Origin of the sequence: Pseudomonas sp. PGPPP4 (genome assembly GCF_002256045.1) — a bacterium.
Lineage (GTDB): Bacteria > Pseudomonadota > Gammaproteobacteria > Pseudomonadales > Pseudomonadaceae > Chryseomonas > Chryseomonas oryzihabitans.
In genome coordinates this window covers 98371-115562 of record NZ_NKID01000009.1, presented here as the reverse complement: position 1 = coordinate 115562, position 17192 = coordinate 98371, and the positions used below count along the sequence as shown (strand labels likewise).

The 17192-nt window shown below is 68.3% G+C and carries 17 protein-coding genes; 4 read left to right on the top strand and 13 right to left on the bottom strand.

The window, feature by feature from the left end; genetic code table 11:
* Positions 1 to 132: 132 nt before the first annotated feature.
* From CFE50_RS16730 to CFE50_RS16700, 7 genes are all read right to left on the bottom strand, one after another.
* Complete coding sequence (locus tag CFE50_RS16730; protein ID WP_044342295.1) at positions 133 to 786, bottom strand: methionine ABC transporter permease; 654 nt, start codon at positions 784 to 786, stop codon at positions 133 to 135.
* On the bottom strand, positions 779 to 1873 hold the full coding sequence (locus tag CFE50_RS16725; RefSeq protein ID WP_286735098.1) for a methionine ABC transporter ATP-binding protein: 1095 nt from the start codon (positions 1871 to 1873) through the stop codon (positions 779 to 781). Before CFE50_RS16725 ends, CFE50_RS16730 begins: the two co-directional genes overlap by 8 nt.
* The gene (locus CFE50_RS16720) at positions 1870 to 2712 is read right to left on the bottom strand and encodes a MetQ/NlpA family ABC transporter substrate-binding protein (protein WP_241808329.1); all 843 of its coding nucleotides are present in this window, start codon (positions 2710 to 2712) and stop codon (positions 1870 to 1872) included. Before CFE50_RS16720 ends, CFE50_RS16725 begins: the two co-directional genes overlap by 4 nt.
* Positions 2713 to 2775: 63 nt before the next feature.
* Entirely contained in the window at positions 2776 to 3804 is a 1029-nt protein-coding gene (locus CFE50_RS16715) for an ABC transporter substrate-binding protein (protein ID WP_286735094.1), read from the bottom strand.
* Positions 3805 to 4062: 258 nt separating this feature from the next.
* Positions 4063 to 5028 carry an ABC transporter substrate-binding protein gene (locus tag CFE50_RS16710; protein ID WP_286736295.1) on the bottom strand — a complete coding sequence of 322 codons (966 nt, stop codon included), beginning with the start codon at positions 5026 to 5028 and terminating at the stop codon, positions 4063 to 4065.
* Positions 5029 to 5033: 5 nt separating this feature from the next.
* Positions 5034 to 5987 carry an ABC transporter substrate-binding protein gene (locus tag CFE50_RS16705; RefSeq protein WP_286735092.1) on the bottom strand — a complete coding sequence of 318 codons (954 nt, stop codon included), beginning with the start codon at positions 5985 to 5987 and terminating at the stop codon, positions 5034 to 5036.
* Positions 5984 to 6763, bottom strand: coding sequence for a class II aldolase/adducin family protein (locus CFE50_RS16700; RefSeq protein WP_286735091.1), 780 nt, complete (start codon positions 6761 to 6763; stop codon positions 5984 to 5986). The genes CFE50_RS16705 and CFE50_RS16700 overlap by 4 nt, the downstream gene beginning before the upstream one ends.
* Before the next feature lie 251 nt (positions 6764 to 7014).
* On the opposite strand from CFE50_RS16700, the gene CFE50_RS16695 reads away from it, so the two are divergent.
* Together CFE50_RS16695 and CFE50_RS16690 are read left to right on the top strand one after the other, a co-directional pair.
* A complete protein-coding gene (locus tag CFE50_RS16695) occupies positions 7015 to 7617 on the top strand; it encodes a cysteine dioxygenase family protein (RefSeq protein WP_286735089.1) in 603 nt (200 codons plus the stop codon).
* Positions 7614 to 9182: a rhodanese-related sulfurtransferase gene (locus tag CFE50_RS16690; RefSeq protein ID WP_286735087.1), complete on the top strand. Its 1569-nt coding sequence runs from the start codon at positions 7614 to 7616 to the stop codon at positions 9180 to 9182. Before CFE50_RS16695 ends, CFE50_RS16690 begins: the two co-directional genes overlap by 4 nt.
* Here CFE50_RS16690 and CFE50_RS16685 read toward each other — a convergent pair.
* Positions 9179 to 9826 carry an alpha/beta family hydrolase gene (locus CFE50_RS16685; protein WP_286735086.1) on the bottom strand — a complete coding sequence of 216 codons (648 nt, stop codon included), beginning with the start codon at positions 9824 to 9826 and terminating at the stop codon, positions 9179 to 9181. The genes CFE50_RS16690 and CFE50_RS16685 overlap by 4 nt on opposite strands.
* 112 nt (positions 9827 to 9938) lie before the next feature.
* Between CFE50_RS16685 and hemN the strand changes: the two genes are divergently transcribed.
* Together hemN and fnr are read left to right on the top strand one after the other, a co-directional pair.
* Positions 9939 to 11321: an oxygen-independent coproporphyrinogen III oxidase gene (hemN, locus tag CFE50_RS16680; RefSeq protein WP_286735085.1), complete on the top strand. Its 1383-nt coding sequence runs from the start codon at positions 9939 to 9941 to the stop codon at positions 11319 to 11321.
* 63 nt (positions 11322 to 11384) lie between these two features.
* Positions 11385 to 12116, top strand: coding sequence for a fumarate/nitrate reduction transcriptional regulator Fnr (gene fnr, locus CFE50_RS16675; RefSeq protein ID WP_007162251.1), 732 nt, complete (start codon positions 11385 to 11387; stop codon positions 12114 to 12116).
* Positions 12117 to 12154: 38 nt separating this feature from the next.
* Here the strand turns inward: fnr and CFE50_RS16670 are convergent, their stop codons facing one another.
* From CFE50_RS16670 to CFE50_RS16650, 5 genes are all read right to left on the bottom strand, one after another.
* Positions 12155 to 14572, bottom strand: a complete 2418-nt coding sequence (locus CFE50_RS16670) for a TonB-dependent siderophore receptor (protein ID WP_286735083.1) — start codon at positions 14570 to 14572, stop codon at positions 12155 to 12157.
* 78 nt (positions 14573 to 14650) lie between these two features.
* Positions 14651 to 15580, bottom strand: coding sequence for a DUF4880 domain-containing protein (locus CFE50_RS16665; protein ID WP_286735082.1), 930 nt, complete (start codon positions 15578 to 15580; stop codon positions 14651 to 14653).
* Positions 15577 to 16086 (bottom strand): sigma-70 family RNA polymerase sigma factor, encoded by a 510-nt coding sequence (locus tag CFE50_RS16660; RefSeq protein ID WP_502694707.1) that lies wholly within the window; start codon positions 16084 to 16086, stop codon positions 15577 to 15579. Before CFE50_RS16660 ends, CFE50_RS16665 begins: the two co-directional genes overlap by 4 nt.
* Positions 16087 to 16190: 104 nt before the next feature.
* Positions 16191 to 16790, bottom strand: a complete 600-nt coding sequence (recR, locus tag CFE50_RS16655; RefSeq protein WP_115946845.1) for a recombination mediator RecR — start codon at positions 16788 to 16790, stop codon at positions 16191 to 16193.
* Between the two features lie 62 nt (positions 16791 to 16852).
* A complete protein-coding gene (locus CFE50_RS16650; RefSeq protein ID WP_007162246.1) occupies positions 16853 to 17179 on the bottom strand; it encodes a YbaB/EbfC family nucleoid-associated protein in 327 nt (108 codons plus the stop codon).
* Positions 17180 to 17192: the final 13 nt, after the last annotated feature.

Here is a 17192-nt window from a genome sequence, read left to right as displayed (position 1 = left end):
TTTTAGGCCCCGGCGGCGTTCCCACTCCTCGCCATAGCCCTGCTATGACTCGTCGCGGCGCCTAGCCAGCTCGGAACGCCGAACCGCCAAAAATCACTCGCCAACTCTTGCGCGAACGTCTGAAACACCACACTAGCGTGCCCGCAGGTGCCGCACGTAGCGGTCGCCGATGAACTGGATGCCGCACACCAGCACCACCAGGATGGCAATCACCACGGCCATCACCTGGGTGTCGTAGCGCTGGTAGCCATAGCGGATCGCCAGGTCGCCGAGCCCGCCCGCGCCTATGGCGCCGGCCATGGCCGAGGCGCCGATCATGGCCACCAGGGTCACGGTGAAGCCGCCGATGATGCCGGGTAGCGCCTCCGGCAGGAGCACGTTGAAGACGATGTGGCGCCGCTCGCAGCCCAGCGCCTGGGCCGCTTCTATCACCCCACCGCCGACCTCGCGCAGGCTGACCTCGGCGATCCGGGCAAAGAACGGCGTGGCGCTGAGGGTGATGGGTACCACCGCCGCCCAGACGCCGATGGTGGTCCCGGTGATCAGCCGCGTCAGCGGGATCAGGGCCACCAGCAGGATGATGAAGGGCGTGGCGCGAAAGGCGTTGATCAGGGTGCCCAGCACCCGGTTGAGGGTGGGCGCGGCAAAGATGGCGCCGCGCCCGGTGGTGACCAGCACCACTGCCAGGGCGATGCCGGCGAACCAGACGATGGCCGCCGATACGCTGACCATGGTCAGGGTATCGAGAAAGGCCTTCCACAGCGCCTTGAGCATGAAGTCAGACATAGCCCAGCACCTCCGCCCGGGCGAACAACCCGGCCTGGGTCAGGAAGCCTGCCAGCCGCCGCTCCGGTGCCGCGGTCGCCACCAGCAGGCGGCCCAGGGCGTGGCCCTGGATACGGTCGATACCGCCATGCAGCAGTTCGACCGGTGCCCCGAGGGCCTGGCCCAGCGCCTGGAAGTCGGGCTCCACGCCCTGGCCGTCGTAGCTGAGTTCCAGCACCGCCCGGGCGCCCGGTTGCCGGGTGGCGCCGAGCCGCCGGGCCAGATCCGCCGGCAACTGCGCCGCCAGGGGCGCCAGCAACGCCCGGGTGGCTTCGGCCTGAGGGGCGCCGAACAGCTGCCACACCGGGCCCTGTTCGACGATGCGGCCATGCTCCAGCACCACCACCCGGTCGCAGATCTGGCGGATCACCGCCATCTCGTGGGTGATGAGCACGATGCTCAGCCCCAGGCGGCGATTGATGTCCTGCAGCAGCGCCAGGATCGACTGGGTGGTCTCCGGGTCCAGCGCCGAGGTGGCCTCGTCGCAGAGCAGCAGCTCGGGCTTCAGCATCAGCGCGCGGGCGATGCCCACCCGCTGCTTCTGGCCCCCGGACAGCCGCGAGGGATAGACCTGCTCCTTGCCCTGCAGCCCGACCAGCTCGAGCAATTCCCGCGCGCGGGCTTCGATCTCGTCGCGGCGAAAGCCGGCGGCCTTGAGCGGCAAGGCCAGATTCTCCAGCACCGTCTGCGAGGCCAGCAGATTGAAGTGCTGGAAGATCATGCCGATGCGCCGCCGCAGCGCCACCAGGCGATCCCCCTTCAGGGTGCCGTTGTCGACGCCATCGACCAGGACCTGGCCGGCGCTGACGTCTTCCAGGCGATTGAGGGTGCGAATCAGGCTGCTCTTGCCGGCGCCACTGCGACCGATGATGCCGAAGATCTCGCCACGGGCGATGCTGAGGTCGATGTCCGCCAGGGCGGTCACCGGCAGCGCGCCGCCGGTGTAGATCTTTTGCACCCCGCTCAGGCGCAGATGCTCGCGCGCGGGAGCGGCCTGGGGTTCGGCGGGCGGTTGCGCCGGTGCGGTTCTGAGTAGTGCACTGCTCATCGGGCGGCCTCCTGCCGGTTCAGCCAGGCCAGGCTGTACAGCTGCGGATTGCCATAGGCCTGGGCGATGGCCTCGCGCACCCGCGGATCGTTCTGGAACACCTGGATGAAGGTGCGGATCGCCGGGTCATCGGCCTTGTCCGGCCTGGTCACGAATCTCAGGGCATAGAGGTGACCGCTGGCCTCGTCGTCGCTGAACAGCAGGGCGCTGTTGGGATCCGTGGTGCCGGCGGCGAGGATGTGCGAGGGATAGCTCTGCGCCAGGGTCACGTCGTCCAGCACCCGCGCCAGTTGCGGACCGGGCAGTTCGATGAACTTCAGGTGGTGGGGATTGGCGACGATGTCCTGCAGGCTGGCCTTGGGCCCGGTACCGGGCTTGAGCTGGATCAGGCCGGCCCGGGCATAGAGGTGCAGCCCGCGGCCCTGGTTGACCGGATCGTCGGCCACCGCCACGGTGGCGCCGTCCGGCACCTCGGCGAAACTCTTCACCCGTTTGGAATAGAGACCGACCTTGTTTTCCACGCCATAGGCGATGGGCACCAGGCCGTAGCCGTTCTGGGCGTTGGCGTTTTCCAGGAAGGGTTGATGCTGGAAGTAGTTGACGTCGATGTCGCCGTGGGCGAGCGCCAGATTCGGCGTGTTCCAGTCGCTGAAGGCGACGATTTCCACCTCCACGCCCCGTTCCCGCGCCACCTCGGCGGCGCGCTCCAGGGCGGCGTTCTGCGGACTGTCATTGATGCCGAGGCGGATCTTCTGCGGCTCGGCGGCCTGGGCGGACAGCGCCAGGGTGGTGCTCGCCAGGAGCAGCCCGAGGCGCTGGAAAAGTGGAGGAATAGCCATGGGAGACCTCGAGATGTCGAGGGCTCGTCCGGTGGTCCGGTGGAACCCGTAAGGGAAAGGGGATCAGCTGCCCTTCTGGTCGGGCGCGTCGACGAAGAAATAGTCCTGCCAGCTGCTGGGCTGGTTGCGGATGGCCCCGATGCGGTACATGAATTCCGCCAGCTTCAGGGTGTTCTGCGGCGCCGTGTCGAAGTTGACCTCGGGGCTTTCGATGATCTGCTGGATCAGCGCCGGATCGAGGCGCGAATTCTCGACCTTCACGTAGGTACGGGCGGCGGCGGCCTTGTCCTTCTCGATGATCTGTCCGGCCTCGACCAGCGCCTCGCGGAAGGCCTTGTAGGTCTTGGGATTGTCCCGGCGGAATTTCTCGGTGACGAACACCAGGTTGGGCGAGACGGCCCCACCGAGCACGTCATAGGAACTGAGCACCTTGTGCACCTTGCCGCTGGCCAGTTCCTGCTCCTGGAACGGCGGATTGGCGAAGTGGCTGTTGATCTCGGTACCACCGGAGATCACCGCCGCGGTGGCGTCCGGATGCGGCACCGCTACCGTCAGGGGATCCAGGCGATTCCAGTTCTTCTCGCCAAAGGCCTGGGCGGCGGCGTACTGCAGGAAGCGCGACTGCACCGAGACGTTGACCGCCGGCACGGCGATGCGGTCCTTGGCGGTGAAGTCGGCCAGGGTCTTCACCTGCGGATTGTTGGTGACCAGGTAGTTGGGAAAGGCCCCCAAGCTGGCCACGGCCTTGACGTTCTGCCGACCATGGGTGCGGTCCCAGAGCGTGAACAGCGGCCCGAGCCCGGCGGAGCCGACGTCCACCGCCCCCGACAGCACCGCCTCGTTGACGGCCGCGCCACCGGACAGCTTTATCCAGTCGACCTTGATGTCGACGCCCTCCTGCTTGCCGTGCTTTTCGATCAGTTGCTGGTCACGCAGCATATGCAGGATCACATAGGACACGCCGAATTGTTCAGAGATGCGCAGGATGCCCTCGGCCTGGGCTGCCTGGGGTGCGGCGACCAGTCCGGTGAGCAGGCTGGCGGCGAGCCCCAGGGCCAGGGGACGACGGGTGACGGGAAGACGTGGGGGCATCGGGGTGCGCTCATCCTTGGAAGTGGCTTATAGCCTACTCAAGCTGTTCAGCGTTTTTGAAATAAGGATGGGTTATATGGATAGGTCGAGTGGCGGTGTGGTTTTTCCCTCACCCCGACCCTCTCCCAAAGGGAGGGGGGCGCCCAAGGTGCGCAGGTGGGCGCTAGGCCCCCATGGAAGCCTGCTCCCACTACCTGGCACCCGGCCCGTAGGTTGGCGCTGAGCGCAGCGAAGCCCAACACCATCCTGCATCCCGCCCTACTCCCGCGCGGCCTGCCGCGGCGCGTCCGGCTTGCTTACCCGGAATCCCTCGGCGAAGGTTGCCCGGGCCTCCAGGCGCTGCGGAATCAGGCCGCTGCGGTGGTAGAAGTCCGCCGCCGCCTGCTGGTCGGCCACCACCTGCGGGTCGATGGGCTCCCAGTGCAGCTGGCGGCGCTCGAATTGCAGCCGCGCCACCGCCTCGGGAAAGCCGATGATCTGCGCCAGGGTCCTGGCATAGCCATCGAGGTGGGCGTAGCCCCAGCGCTGGGCGGCGGCCAGGCGCTCGAGGTAGTCCTGCAGCGCCGCGCGCCGGGCCGGATCGGCCAGGGCCGTGTCGGTGGCCGCCAGGAAGCTGTTGCCCGCCCAGAGCCCGCGACCACTGACCAGCACCCGGGCGCCATCGACCTGCTCGGCCTGGGCGGTGTAGGGCTCCCAGCTCGCCCAGGCGTCCACCGAGCCATTAGCCAGGGCCATCTTGGCGTCCACCGGGCCGAGGAAGCGAAAGCTCACGTCCTGAGCGGTCAGGCCCACCGAGTCCAGCGCCTTGAGGGCGATGTAGTGGCCGATGGAGCCACGCCCGGTGGCGATGCGCTTGCCCTTGAGATCGGCCGCGCTACGCAGCGGCGAGTCGCGCGGCACGATCACCGCCGTGCCATAGGGATCGGACTTGTCCACGGCGATGGCCTTAACCGGCGCGCCAGCGGCCAGGGCGAACAGCAGCGGCCCATCACCGATGATGCCGGCGTCCACCGCGCCGGCATTGAGCGCCTCGGCCAGGGGCGCGGCGGCAGGAAATTCCGCCCACTGGATGCGATAACCCGGCAGGTCGCGCAGGCCATCGGCGGCCTCCAGCTGGGCGCGCATGTTGCCCTTCTGGTCGGCGATGCGCAGGGTCAGGGGCTCGGCGGCCAGGGCCGCGGTGGCGGCGAGCAGCAGCGGTAGCGCCAGCAGGGTACGGCGGATGAGGGTCATGGTTTGGCTTCCTGGGTAAAGACGGAGGCATCGGCCAGGGCGGCGACGTCGACCGGTTTGGGCAGCACCTGGAGTTCGCTGAACAGATCGGCCACCTGCTGCACCGCGGCGACGTCCGCCGGCTGCACCGGGCGCAGGCCACGGGAGGTGCGGGTGGAAATGGCCACCGCAGCGCCTTCCGGCAGGCGCGTCAGCTCGGCATAGACCCGCGCATAGTCCTGCGGATGGGCGACCGCCCAGGCCCGTGCCTGGGCCAGGCGCCCGGCGAAATCGGCGATGGCGGCGCGCTTGGCCGGGTCCTCCAGCGACGCCGGGGTGGCGGTGAGAAAGCCCAGGGCGGTGGTCAGCCCCTGGCCATCGCGCAGCAGCCGGGCGCCGTGTTGCTCGGCGATGCCGAGATAGGGATCGAAGGTCGCCCAGGCGTCGATCTGCCCGGCATTGAAGGCGGCACTGGCGTCGGTGGGCAGCACGAACTTGACTGTGACGTCCTCACGCTTGAGCCCGGCCTCTTCCAAGGCGGCATAGAGCAGGTGCTGGGAGATGCTGCCCTTGGCCGAGGACACCACCACGGTGCGCCCCTTGAGATCCCTCACCGAACGGATCGGTGAATCCTTCTGCACCAGCAGGCCGTTGGCCTGGGGGTAGCCGACATTGGTGGCGATGAGCTTGAGCGGTACGCCGCCGGACGCGGCCATCAGCACCGGCAGGTCACCGGCATAGGAGGTATCCACCGCACCGACGCGCTGGGCCTCGAACAGCGGCGCGGCGCCCTGGAAGTTGGCCCAGCGATAGTTGTAGGGCGCGCCTTCGAGGGTGCCGGCGGCTTCCATCATGGCGCGCAGACCGCGAGCCTGGTCGCCCAGCACCAAGGTCACGCCGGAGAGATCCGGCGCCGCCTGGGCCTGCCCCAGCAGCAGCGCCAGGCCCAGCGTGGCGAGCAATCGCTTCATTGCGCGTACTCCCGGCCCTCGTGGCGCTCCAGTTGGCGCACCGCCGCCTCCCAGTGACGGACATGGGCACCGCGCGCCAGATTGCCGGGGATGAGGTCGCTGACCTTCTGCGCGACGGCGTCCGCGGCGATCACCAGCTCGGCGCCACCGCTCTGCGCCGCCAGTTGCGCGGCGCAGGAGCGCTCCAGGTAATAGAGGTGCCAGAAGGCTTCTTCCAGACTCGCGCCCACGGTGAGCAGGCCGTGATTGCAGAGGATCATCGCCGGGTGCGCCCCGAGGTCGGCCACCAGCCGGCTCTGCTCGTCCAGATCCAGGGCCACGCCCTCGTAGCCGTGATAGGCCAGGCGGCCGAAGAACCTCATGGCGTGCTGGGAAAGCATCAGCAGGCCGCCGCGCTGGGCGGAGACGCCGATGCCCGCGACCGTGTGGGTGTGCAGCACCGCATGGAGTTCCGGCTGGGCACGGTGGATGGCGCTGTGGATCACGTAGCCAGCCGGGTTGATGCCCAGTCCGGTGGGGTCGAGGACGATCTCGCCGTCGAGGTCCACCTTCACCAGCGAAGAAGCGGTGATCTCGTCGAAGGTCTGGCCGAAGGGATTGATCAGGAAGTGCGCCTCCGGGCCCGGCACCCGCAGCGAGAAGTGGGTGTAGATATGGTCGGTCCAGCGTTCGCGGGCGGCCAGGCGATAGGCGGCGGCGAGTTTGACCCGCGCCTCCCATTCGGCGGCGGACACCTGGGCGCGGACGCTGGCGAGGGCATTGTGGAAGGCGGTCATGCGGCGGCTCCAGAAGCAGAAGAGGCGCCAGGGCGACGGGCGTTGCCCTGGTCTGCTTAGAACCTAACGTTGGGAGTCGCCGAGACGGAAATATCGATTGCGCATAACCTAATATGCACAGAATGGATAAACTAAGCGAAAAAATATGCGAATTATGGTTTTCAGCACAGAACCAATCGATCTAAGGTGCTGGGCGCCAGCCTTGCTTTAATGGCCGTCATCGCCCACCCGTCTCATCCGTGGAGCCCTCCATGACCCCTAGGCTCGACCGCCTGCGCCTGTTCCTGCATGACCTCGCCACCCTGGTCGACGAACACCCTGCCGAGCCGCAGCTGCTGCAGCGCGGCGCCGCCCTGCTCGGCGAACTGGTCCGCCATGACGACTGGCTGCCCGAGGACTGCGCCCTGCCCCGCCCCGAGCGCTACAGCCAGTACCTGCTCTATGCCGATGCCCGCCAGCGCTTCTCGGTGGTGAGTTTCGTCTGGGGGCCGGGCCAGGCCACGCCGGTGCATGACCACCGCACCTGGGGCCTGATCGGCATGCTGCGCGGCGCCGAGACCGCCCAGGGGTTCGCCCGCGACCCCGCCGGCCGCCTGCTGCCGGAAGGCGCTCCCGTGCGCCTGGAGCCGGGCCAGGTGGAGGCGGTCTCGCCGCAGGTGGGCGACATCCACCAGGTCAGCAACGCCTATGCCGACCGCACCTCCATCAGCATCCACGTCTATGGCGGCAACATCGGCGCCGTGCGCCGCGCCGTCTTTGCCGCCGATGGCCAGGAAAAGCCCTTCATCTCCGGCTACACCAATCGCCAGCTGCCCAACCTGTGGGACCTGTCCCAGGAGACCGCCACACCATGACCGCCATCCGCACCGCCGAGGACATCCGCCAGGCCCTCCTCGCCGGCACCGAAGTCGCCCTGCTCGACGTCCGCGAAGAAGACCCCTTCGCTGCCGGCCACCCGCTGTGGGCCGCCAATCTGCCGCTATCGCGCCTGGAACTGGAGGCCTGGTCGCGGCTGCCGCGGCGCGATGTGGCCATCACCCTCTATGACAATGGCGAAGGCCTGGCGGAACGCGCGGCCGAACGCCTGCACGCCCTGGGCTACACCGACGTGGCCCTGCTCGAGGGCGGCCTGGCGGGCTGGCGCGCCAGCGGCGGCGAACTCTTCATCGACGTCAACGTGCCGAGCAAGGCCTTTGGCGAACTGGTGGAAGCGCGCCGCCATACCCCCTCGCTGCCCGCCGAGGAGGTCAAGGCGCTGCTGGATCAGGACGCCGACCTGGTGATCCTCGATGCACGCCGCTTCGAGGAATACCAGACCATGAGCATTCCCGGTGGCGTCAGCGTGCCGGGCGCCGAACTGGTGCTGCGGGTCGCCGAGCTGGCACCCGATCCGCGGACCCGGGTCATCGTCAACTGCGCCGGCCGGACCCGCAGCCTGATCGGCGCCCAGTCGCTGATCAACGCCGGCATTCCCAATCCGGTGGCCGCCCTGCGCAACGGCACCATCGGCTGGACCCTGGCCGGCCAGACCCTGGAGCACGGCCAGCAACGCCGCTTCGGTGCGGTGAGTCCGGCGACCCGGGCGATCGCCGCGACCCGCGCGCGTCAGGTCGCCGATCGCGCCGGTGTCGCCCGGCTGGCCTTCGGCGAACTGGCGGCCTGGCGCACCGAGGCGAGGCGGACGAACTACCTGATCGATGTGCGCACCCCCGAGGAATTCGCCACCGGCCACCTGCCCGGCGCCCGCTCGACGCCGGGTGGCCAGTTGGTCCAGGAGACCGATCACAGCGCCCCGGTACGCGGTGCCCGCCTGGCCCTGGTGGACGACGACGGCGTGCGCGCCAACATGAGCGCCTCCTGGCTGGCGCAGATGGGCTGGGAGGTGGTGGTGGTCGACGCCATCCCAGCCAACGCCCTGAGCGCCACCGGTCCCTGGCAGCCGCCCGCCCCCGTCCCCGGGCCGGTGGAGCGCATCTCGGTGACGCGCCTGCAGGAATTGCTGGCGGAGCCCGGCACCCTGGTGGTGGATGTCACCGCCAGCGCCAACTATGTCCAGAGACACATCCCGGGCGCCGCCTGGGTGCTGCGCGCCGATCTGCCGGCAGCGCTGCCACCGGCCGAGCGCTATGTCTTCACCTGCGGCAGTGGCCAACTGGCCGCCTTCGCCGCCGTCGATGTCCAGGCCGTTACAAACCGGCCGGTCCTGCTGCTGGAGGGCGGTACCGCGGCCTGGTTGGCTGCCGGTCTGCCGGTGGAAGGCGGCGAAACACGGCTGCTGTCGACCCGGCGCGATCGCTACCGGCGCCCCTATGAAGGCACCGATGCCCCGCGCGCGGCCATGCAGGCCTACCTGGACTGGGAATTCGGCCTGGTCGAGCAGTTGCGGCGCGATGGCACCAGTGGCTTCCGGGTGATCTAGCCGCTGCTCCGCACGAAGGCCGCCACCCAGGCCGCCGTTTCCACCAGCGCCTGGGTCTGGCTCAGGCCGCTGCTCTTGAGCGGCTTGAGATCATGGTCGGCGGTGGCGATCCACTGCACCTCTATGGTGGGCGCCAGGGCATAACCGGCCACCTCCGCGCGGGTGCCCAGGGCATCCCGCTCGCCCTGGACGATCAGCGTCGGCGTGGCCAGGGTCGCCAGGTGCTCGGTGCGCAGCCGCTCCGGCTTGCCGGCCGGATGGAAGGGATAGCCCAGGCAGACGAGCCCCGCCGCGCCCAGTTCGTCGGCCAGCAGACTGGCCATCCGCCCGCCCATGGACTTGCCCGCCAGCCACAGCGGCCCGCTTTCCGCCGCGCGCCAGGTGGCGACCATGGCCCGCCAGTGCTCCAGCAGGACCGGCGCCGGATTCGGCGGGCGGCGCCGGCCTTCGGCGCGGGCCCGCGCCATGTAGGGAAAGTCGAATCTCAGGGTGCGGAGGTCGCGCCGCGCCAGTGCCTCGGCCAGCTGCTCCATGAAGGGACTGTCCATCCCCGCCCCCGCCCCATGGGCCAGCAACAGGGTCGCCAGCGGCGGACCCGCGGGTCGGCATTCGCGAAAGCTGCCGAGGTACAACTCGTCTGCCATGGGCCACTCCTCGTCCAAACGCCAAAGCTTAACCGGCTATCCATTGATCTGGATCAATAAAGCGCAGGCCGCGCCCCTCACACTGGGCACCTCGAAACCATTGGAGCCCGGCATGACAGCCGCTCTCGTCTGGGACGCCGACCTCATCGCCCGCTACGATCGCGCCGGCCCCCGCTACACCTCCTACCCCACCGCCGTGCAATTCCACGATGGCATCGGTCCCTTCGACCTGCTCGGCGCCCTGCGCCTGAGTCGCCAGGCCGGACGCCCGCTGTCGCTCTACCTGCACGTGCCCTTCTGCGCCAACATCTGCTACTACTGCGCCTGCAACAAGGTCATCACCAAGGACCGCAGCCGCAGCGCCGCCTACCTCCAGGCCCTGCGCCAAGAGATGATCCTCACCAGCCGGCACCTGGACGGCGGGCAGCGGGTGGAACAGCTGCACCTCGGCGGCGGCACCCCGACCTTTCTCAATCCCATGCAGCTGCGCGAGCTGATGGCCGACCTGCGCCGGCACTTCACCCTGGCCGACGGCGACCGGGGCGACTACTCCATCGAGATCGATCCGCGCGAAGCCGACTGGAGCACCATGGGGCTGCTCCGCGAGCTGGGTTTCAACCGCGTCAGCTTCGGCGTCCAGGACCTCGACCTGCAGGTGCAGCTGGCGATCAATCGCCTGCAGCCCTTCGACGACACCCGCACCCTGGTGGAGGCCGCTCGCGCCCTCGACTATCGCTCCATCAACCTGGACCTCATCTACGGCCTGCCGCGGCAGACCCCGGCCAGCTTCGCCCACACCGTGGAGCGGGTGCTGGAATTGCAGCCCCATCGCCTCTCGGTGTTCAACTACGCCCATCTGCCGCAGCGCTTCGCGCCGCAGCGGCGCATCGAAGCCAGCGAACTGCCGGACCCCGCGGCCAAGCTGGAGATGCTGCAGCGCACCGTGGAACAGTTGCTGGCCGCGGGTTATCGCTACATCGGCATGGACCATTTCGCCCTGCCCGACGACGACCTGGCCATCGCCCAGGAAGACGGCACCCTGCAGCGCAATTTCCAGGGCTACACCACCCACGGTCACTGCGACCTGCTGGGCCTGGGCGTCTCCGCCATCAGCCAGGTGGGCGAGGTGCTCTGCCAGAACACCCCCGATCTCGCCCGCTACCAGGACCGCCTGGGTCAGGGCGAACTGGCGGTGGCCCGCGGCCTGCGCCGTTCGCGGGACGACCGCATCCGCGGCGCGGTGATCGCCCAGCTGATCTGCCACTTCCAGCTGGATTTCGCCGCCATCGAGCGCAGCTGCGAGCTGGATTTCCGCCAGTACTTCGCCGACGCCTGGCCGCACCTCGAGGCCATGGCCGCCGACGGCCTGATCCGCCTCGATGCGCGCGGCCTGCAGGTGCTGGCGCCGGGCCGCCTGCTGATCCGCGCCCTGTGCATGCTGTTCGACCGCTATCTGCCAGGCCACGACAATCAGCGCTTTTCCCGGGTGATATGACCCATGCCTGCCACGACTGCTAAAGTTAGACTTTTGGAACCAGACGAGAAGCGACCCTCCCCCATGACCGAGCCCCTCAAGCTGCGCAACGCCCAGGCCCATTGCAAGGATTGCAGCCTCGCCTCGCTGTGCCTGCCGCTGTCGCTCGATCTGAAAGACCTGGACGCCCTCGACCAGATCGTCAAGCGCGGCCGGCCGCTGGCCAAGGGTGACCACCTGTTCCGCCAGGGCGATACCTTCGGCTCGGTCTATGCGGTGCGCTCCGGCGCCCTGCGCACCAGCAGCCTGAGCGATGCCGGCGAGGAGCAGATCACCGGCTTCCACCTGCCCAGCGAACTGGTCGGCCTGTCGGGCATGGACACCGAGCGCTATCCGGTCTCGGCCCGGGCGCTGGAGACCACCACCGTCTGCGAGATCCCCTTCGAGCGCCTGGACGAACTCTCCGAGCAGCTGCCGCAACTGCGCCGCCAGCTCTTGCGGGTGATGAGCCGGGAGATCCGCGATGACCAGCAGATGATGGTGCTCCTGTCGAAGAAGAGCGCCGACGAGCGCATCGCCACCTTCCTGGTCAATCTCTCCGCGCGTTTCCATGCCCGCGGCTTCTCCGCCCAGCAATTCCGCCTGAGCATGTCGCGCAACGAGATCGGCAACTTCCTCGGCCTGGCGGTGGAAACCGTGTCGCGCGTCTTCACCCGCTTCCAGCAGAGCGGGGTGCTGGCGGCCGAAGGCAAGGAGGTGCGCATCCTCGATTCCGCCCGCCTCTGCGCCCTGGCCGGCGGTCAGTTGGAGGGTTGAGACCCGGGGTCCTGCCTGAGCGGCAGGACCCCGAGCCCCTAGAAGCTGTAGCTGACCGTGGCAGTCACGTTGCGCTCCTCGCCGAAGTAGCAGAAGTCCAGGCTGTAGCAGGACGCCACATAGTCCTTGCCCAGCACGTTGTTGGCATTGACCCGCGCGGTGAGCCCCGGCAGTCCCAGGCGCGTGAAGTCATAGGCGAGCATGGCGTCCACCAGGGTGTAGGCCGGTACCTTGCGCGTATTGGCCTTGTCCGCCCAGCTGGTGCCCACGTAGCGGGCCCCGGCGCCGACGCTGAAGCCCGCCAGGGGCCCCGCCAGCTCGTATTGCCCCCACAGCGACGCCTGGTGCCGCGGCGCCTGATTCGGCGTATTGCCCTGGGTGCCGTCCAGCGCCTGGGTGTACTCGATGTCGGTGAAGGTGTAGCTGCCCAGCAGCTTGAGCCGCTCGGCCAGTTGCAGATGGCCCTCCAGCTCCAGGCCCCGGGAGCGGATCTCGCCGACCGAGGAATAGAAGTCTTCCTGGGGCAGCTTGGTCGCCACGTTTTCCTGGGTGATGTGGAACAGCGAGGCGGTGTAGAAGCTGGCGCTGCCCGGCGGCTGGTATTTCAGGCCCAGCTCCCACTGCTTGCCCTCGGTGGGCTCCAGCGGATTGCCCGCCGCATCGTTGTAGGCATTGGGATTGAAGGAGGTGGAATAGCTCAGATAGGGCGCCAGGCCGTTGTCGAACAGATAGAGCGCCCCGGCGCGCCCGCTGGCCTGGCCGCGGCGCGCGCTGCTGCGGGTACCGGCCTGGCGATCCTCGATGCCGATCTCCACCCAGTCCTGGCGCAGGCCGAGCGAAAAGCGCCAGCGATCCAGTTCGATCAGATCCTGCAGGTAGACACCGGTCTGCTCCAGCTCACGGCGGTATTCGCTGCCCGGGTAGACGGTCACCTGGCCACCGTAGCTCGGTTCGAAGGCGTCCAGTGGATCCGCCGTGCCACTGGGCCAGTCGACGTGGGTCCAGCGACGCTGGTAGTCCAGGCCGGCCAATAGGGTATGGCGGCTGCCCGCCCAGTCGAAGTCCGCCTGCACCAGGTTGTCCAGGGTATAGGCGTGCAGATTCTCGCGGCCGCCGGAATAGTAGCGATTGAGCAGGTCGCTGCTGCCGACATAGCCGTAGCCATAGACCTGCTCCAGCTCGACCCGCGACTTGGCATAGCGGAAATTCTGCCGCGCGCTCCAGACGTCGTTGAATCTGTGCTCGAACTGATAGCCGACCATCTGCTGGGTTCGCTCGAATTTGTCGTGGTCGGGCTCGCCGTCGAAGAAGTGGTTGCTGATGTAGCGGCCATTGCGGCGATAGAGGCTGCCTTCGGCCGGGACGCCACTGTGGTAGCCACCATCCGGATCCTTTTGCAGATAGGCCTGCAGGGTCAGGGTGGTGTCGTCGCTCAGGTCGATGGCCAGACTGGGCGCCAGCGCATAGCGCTCTTCCTCCACGTGATCGAACTGGGTGTCACTGTGCTGGGCCAGCCCCACCAGGCGATAGGCGATATGCCCCTCCTCGTCCAGCGGTCCGCCGAAATCGAAACCGGCGCCGCGCTGGCCGAGATTGCCCAGGGTGGCCTGGATCTGGTGGTAGGGCTGGTACAGCGGCTTCTTGCTGGTCAGGGCCACCAGGCCGCCCGGCAGGCTGCGGCCATAGAGCACCGAGGCCGGCCCCTTCACCACGTCGATGCGTTCGAGAAAGTAGGGATCGACCTGCAGCGAGCTGAAGGTACCGCTGTCGCCCATGGTCTTGAGACCGTCGAGAAAGACATTGTCGACGCTGTTGTCGGCGAAGCCGCGCATCACCACATAGTCGTAGCGATTGGAGGCGCCGATCTGGCCGGTAAAGATCCCCGGGGTGTACCTCATGGCCTGCTGCACGGTCTTGGCACCCTGGTCATCGATCTGCTCGCGGGTCACCACCGAGACCGACTGTGAGGTTTCCAGCAGTCCCTTGCTGGTCTTGGTGGCCACGTCGCTGTGGGTCGCCAGGTAGCCATCGGTCTCGCCTAGGGCATTGCCCAGGGCGAAGCCGGTCACCGTGGTGTCACTGAGGGAAGTCACGCCGCTCGCGGGCATGGCCTCTAGGCGATAGCTGTCATCCGCCTGTCGCACCGCCTGCAGGCCACTGCCCTGGAGGATCTGCTGGAAGCCCTCGGCCGGCGTGTAGCGACCCTGCAGGCCCGGACTGCGCCGACCTTCCAGCCCCTGGGCAGGGGCCGACAGCAGTACACCACTCTGGGCGGCGAAGGTGCTCACCACCGTGGCCAGACTGCCCGCCTCGATGCGGTATTCCTGCGCCAGGGGCACCGCCTGGGCCAGGCCCTGGGACGTGGCCAGGCCGGTGATGCCCAGTGGCATGGCCAAGGCGAAGACGCGCAGGGCGCGGCGCAACGGATGCAGGGTGAAACGGGTTTGGCGATGCATGAGGGGCCTCGAAGCGGAGATCGTTTCCCCCAAGCCCCGCGAGCGCGCCAAAGGGGAACCGCCCACCGCAAATTTTTTTCAGGCGGGCACGATCTGCACCCACCAGGGCAGGCGCCGCTCCACCCGCACCGGCAGGCTGTCAGCCAGTGCGGCCAGGGCGCGATCGGTGTCAGCCAGGGGATAGCTACCCACCACCCGCAGGTGCGCGACCGTGGCGGTGCAGGTCAGCAGGCCCGGGCGATAGCGTCCCAGTTCCGCCACCAGCGCCGCCAGCGACCAGTCGTCCACCACCAACCGCCCCTGGCGCCAGAGTTGCCGCCCCGGATCGACCGGCCCCAATGGCCGCACCGCGGTCGCGGTCATGAGGGCCCGGTGGCCCTGGGTCAGGAGCTGAGCACGGGCCTGGAGTGGCGCCAGCTGCAGGGCGCCGTCATAGGCCGCGACCTCCAGCCCGTCGTCACGCAACCGCACTGCGCAGCAGCCCGGACCGGGTCTGACCTGACCGAACGCCGTGTCCAGTCGCAGCGGCGCCGCCCCCTTCCGGCCTTCCAGCAGCACCTCGCCGCGCAGCAGCCGCCAGCGGTCTGCGGCCTCCTGCGCCAACTGGCTGTCGGTGTTGAGCCAGACGCGCACCCCGGCGGCCAGGTCGAAGGCACGGATCTCGCCGACCGCCGTGCTCAGGGTGGCGCCCTGCCCCAGCCGCCAGTCGTCCGGCCGCGCCCAGCCCAGGGCCAGTCCGCCCACCGCCAGCCCCAGCACCTTGAGCGCCCGCCGCCGGCCCAGGGACTCGCGCCGCGCCAGGGCCAGGCGACCGGACGGCGGCAGACCGCTGAAGCGCCCACTGATTTCCTCCACCCGCGCCCAGGCCACCGCGTGGCGGCTATCCGCCTGTAGCCAGCGCTCCCAGGCCCGCTCGGTGGCCGGATCCACCTCGTCGGCGGCCAGTTCGGCGAACCAGTCCGCCGCTTCCGCCAGAGGTCCGCCACCGCCAGGCGTCAGCGCACTCAAGACACCAGTTCCAGGCAGTGCAGCATGGCCTGGGCCATGTACTTCTTGACCATCCGCTCCGACACGCCCAGGCGCTCGGCGATGACGGCATAGGTGAGGCCTTCCAGTTGCGCCAGCAGAAAGGCCTGGCGCACCCGAGTAGGCAGGCGGTCGAGCAGCGCGTCGAGTTCGGTCAGGGTTTCCAGGATCAGCGCCTGGGCTTCCGGAGAGGGCTGCACGGCCTGCGGTCGGGCCGCGAGCGCGTCGAGATAGGCGCGCTCCAGTGCCTGGCGCCGCCAGTGGTTGGCCAGCAATCCCTGGGCGACGGTGGCGAGAAAGGCGCGGGGTTCACGCAGGCGTTCCAGCTCCCCTTCCCGGGCCAGCAGCCGCACGAAGGTGTCCTGGGCCAGATCGGCCGCCTGCCCCAGGCAACCCAATCGCCGCTGCAGCCGCTCGCGCAGCCAGCCGTGATGATCCTGGTAGAGGGTCCGGATGTGTCCATACTGGTCGGACTCGAGCGTCTGCATCACCATCCTCGGAAGCCGCTGATTTCCGATAATGATAATGCTTCTCGATCACAAGATACAGCCGTGTCGTGCGCCCAAGGTGCGCAGACGGCCAAGGTAGAGCGCTAGAGACTGATCGGCTTGCGCCCGGCGAAGGCGTGGGTCAGGGTGCCGCCGTCGACCAGATCCAGTTCGCCACCCAGGGGCACACCATGGGCGATACGGGAGATGGTCAGGCCCTTGGGCGCCAGCAGCTGGGCAATGTAGTAGGCGGTCGCCTCACCTTCCACCGTGGGATTGGTGGCGATGATCATTTCGGTGAAGCCGCCCTCGGCGACGCGCCGCTCGAGTTCGGGCACGCCGATGGCGTCCGGACCCAGGCCGTCGATGGGCGACAGATGCCCCTTGAGCACGAAGTAACGCCCGCGATAGCCGGTCTGCTCCACGGCGAAGACGTCCATGGGACCCTCTACCACGCAGAGCAGGCTGTCGTCACGCCGGGTGTCGGCGCAGAAGCCGCAGATCTGGTCTTCGCTGAGGGTGCGACAGCGCTGGCAGTAACCGACCCCTTCCATGGCGGCGCTGAGGGCAGAGGCCAGGCGCTGGCCACCCTGGCGTTCGCGCTCGAGCAGTTGCAGGGCCATGCGCTGGGCGGACTTCTGGCCGACACCGGGCAGGACCCGGAGCGCATCGATCAATTGGCGAATCAGGGGACTGAAGCTCATGGACTACCGTACTGGAAGGCGGGAGAGACGGGTGCCCGCTGGACACCCGCAGCTGGAGCGTCTTAGAAGGGCATCTTGAAGCCGGGCGGCAGCTGCATCCCGGAGGTCATGCCGGACATCTTGTCCTGGCTGTTCTGCTCGATCTTGCGCACGGCGTCGTTCACCGCGGCGGCGATCAGGTCTTCGAGGATTTCCTTGTCTTCCTGCATCAGGCTGTCGTCCAGGCTGACGCGCTTGACGTCGTGTCGGCCGGTCATGACGACGCTGACCAGGCCGGCGCCGGATTGCCCGGTCACTTCGGCGTTCGCCAGCTCTTCCTGCATCTTCTGCATCTTTTCCTGCATCTGCTGGGCCTGCTTCATCAGGCCGGCCATGCCACCTTTCATCATGTCTGCTACCTCG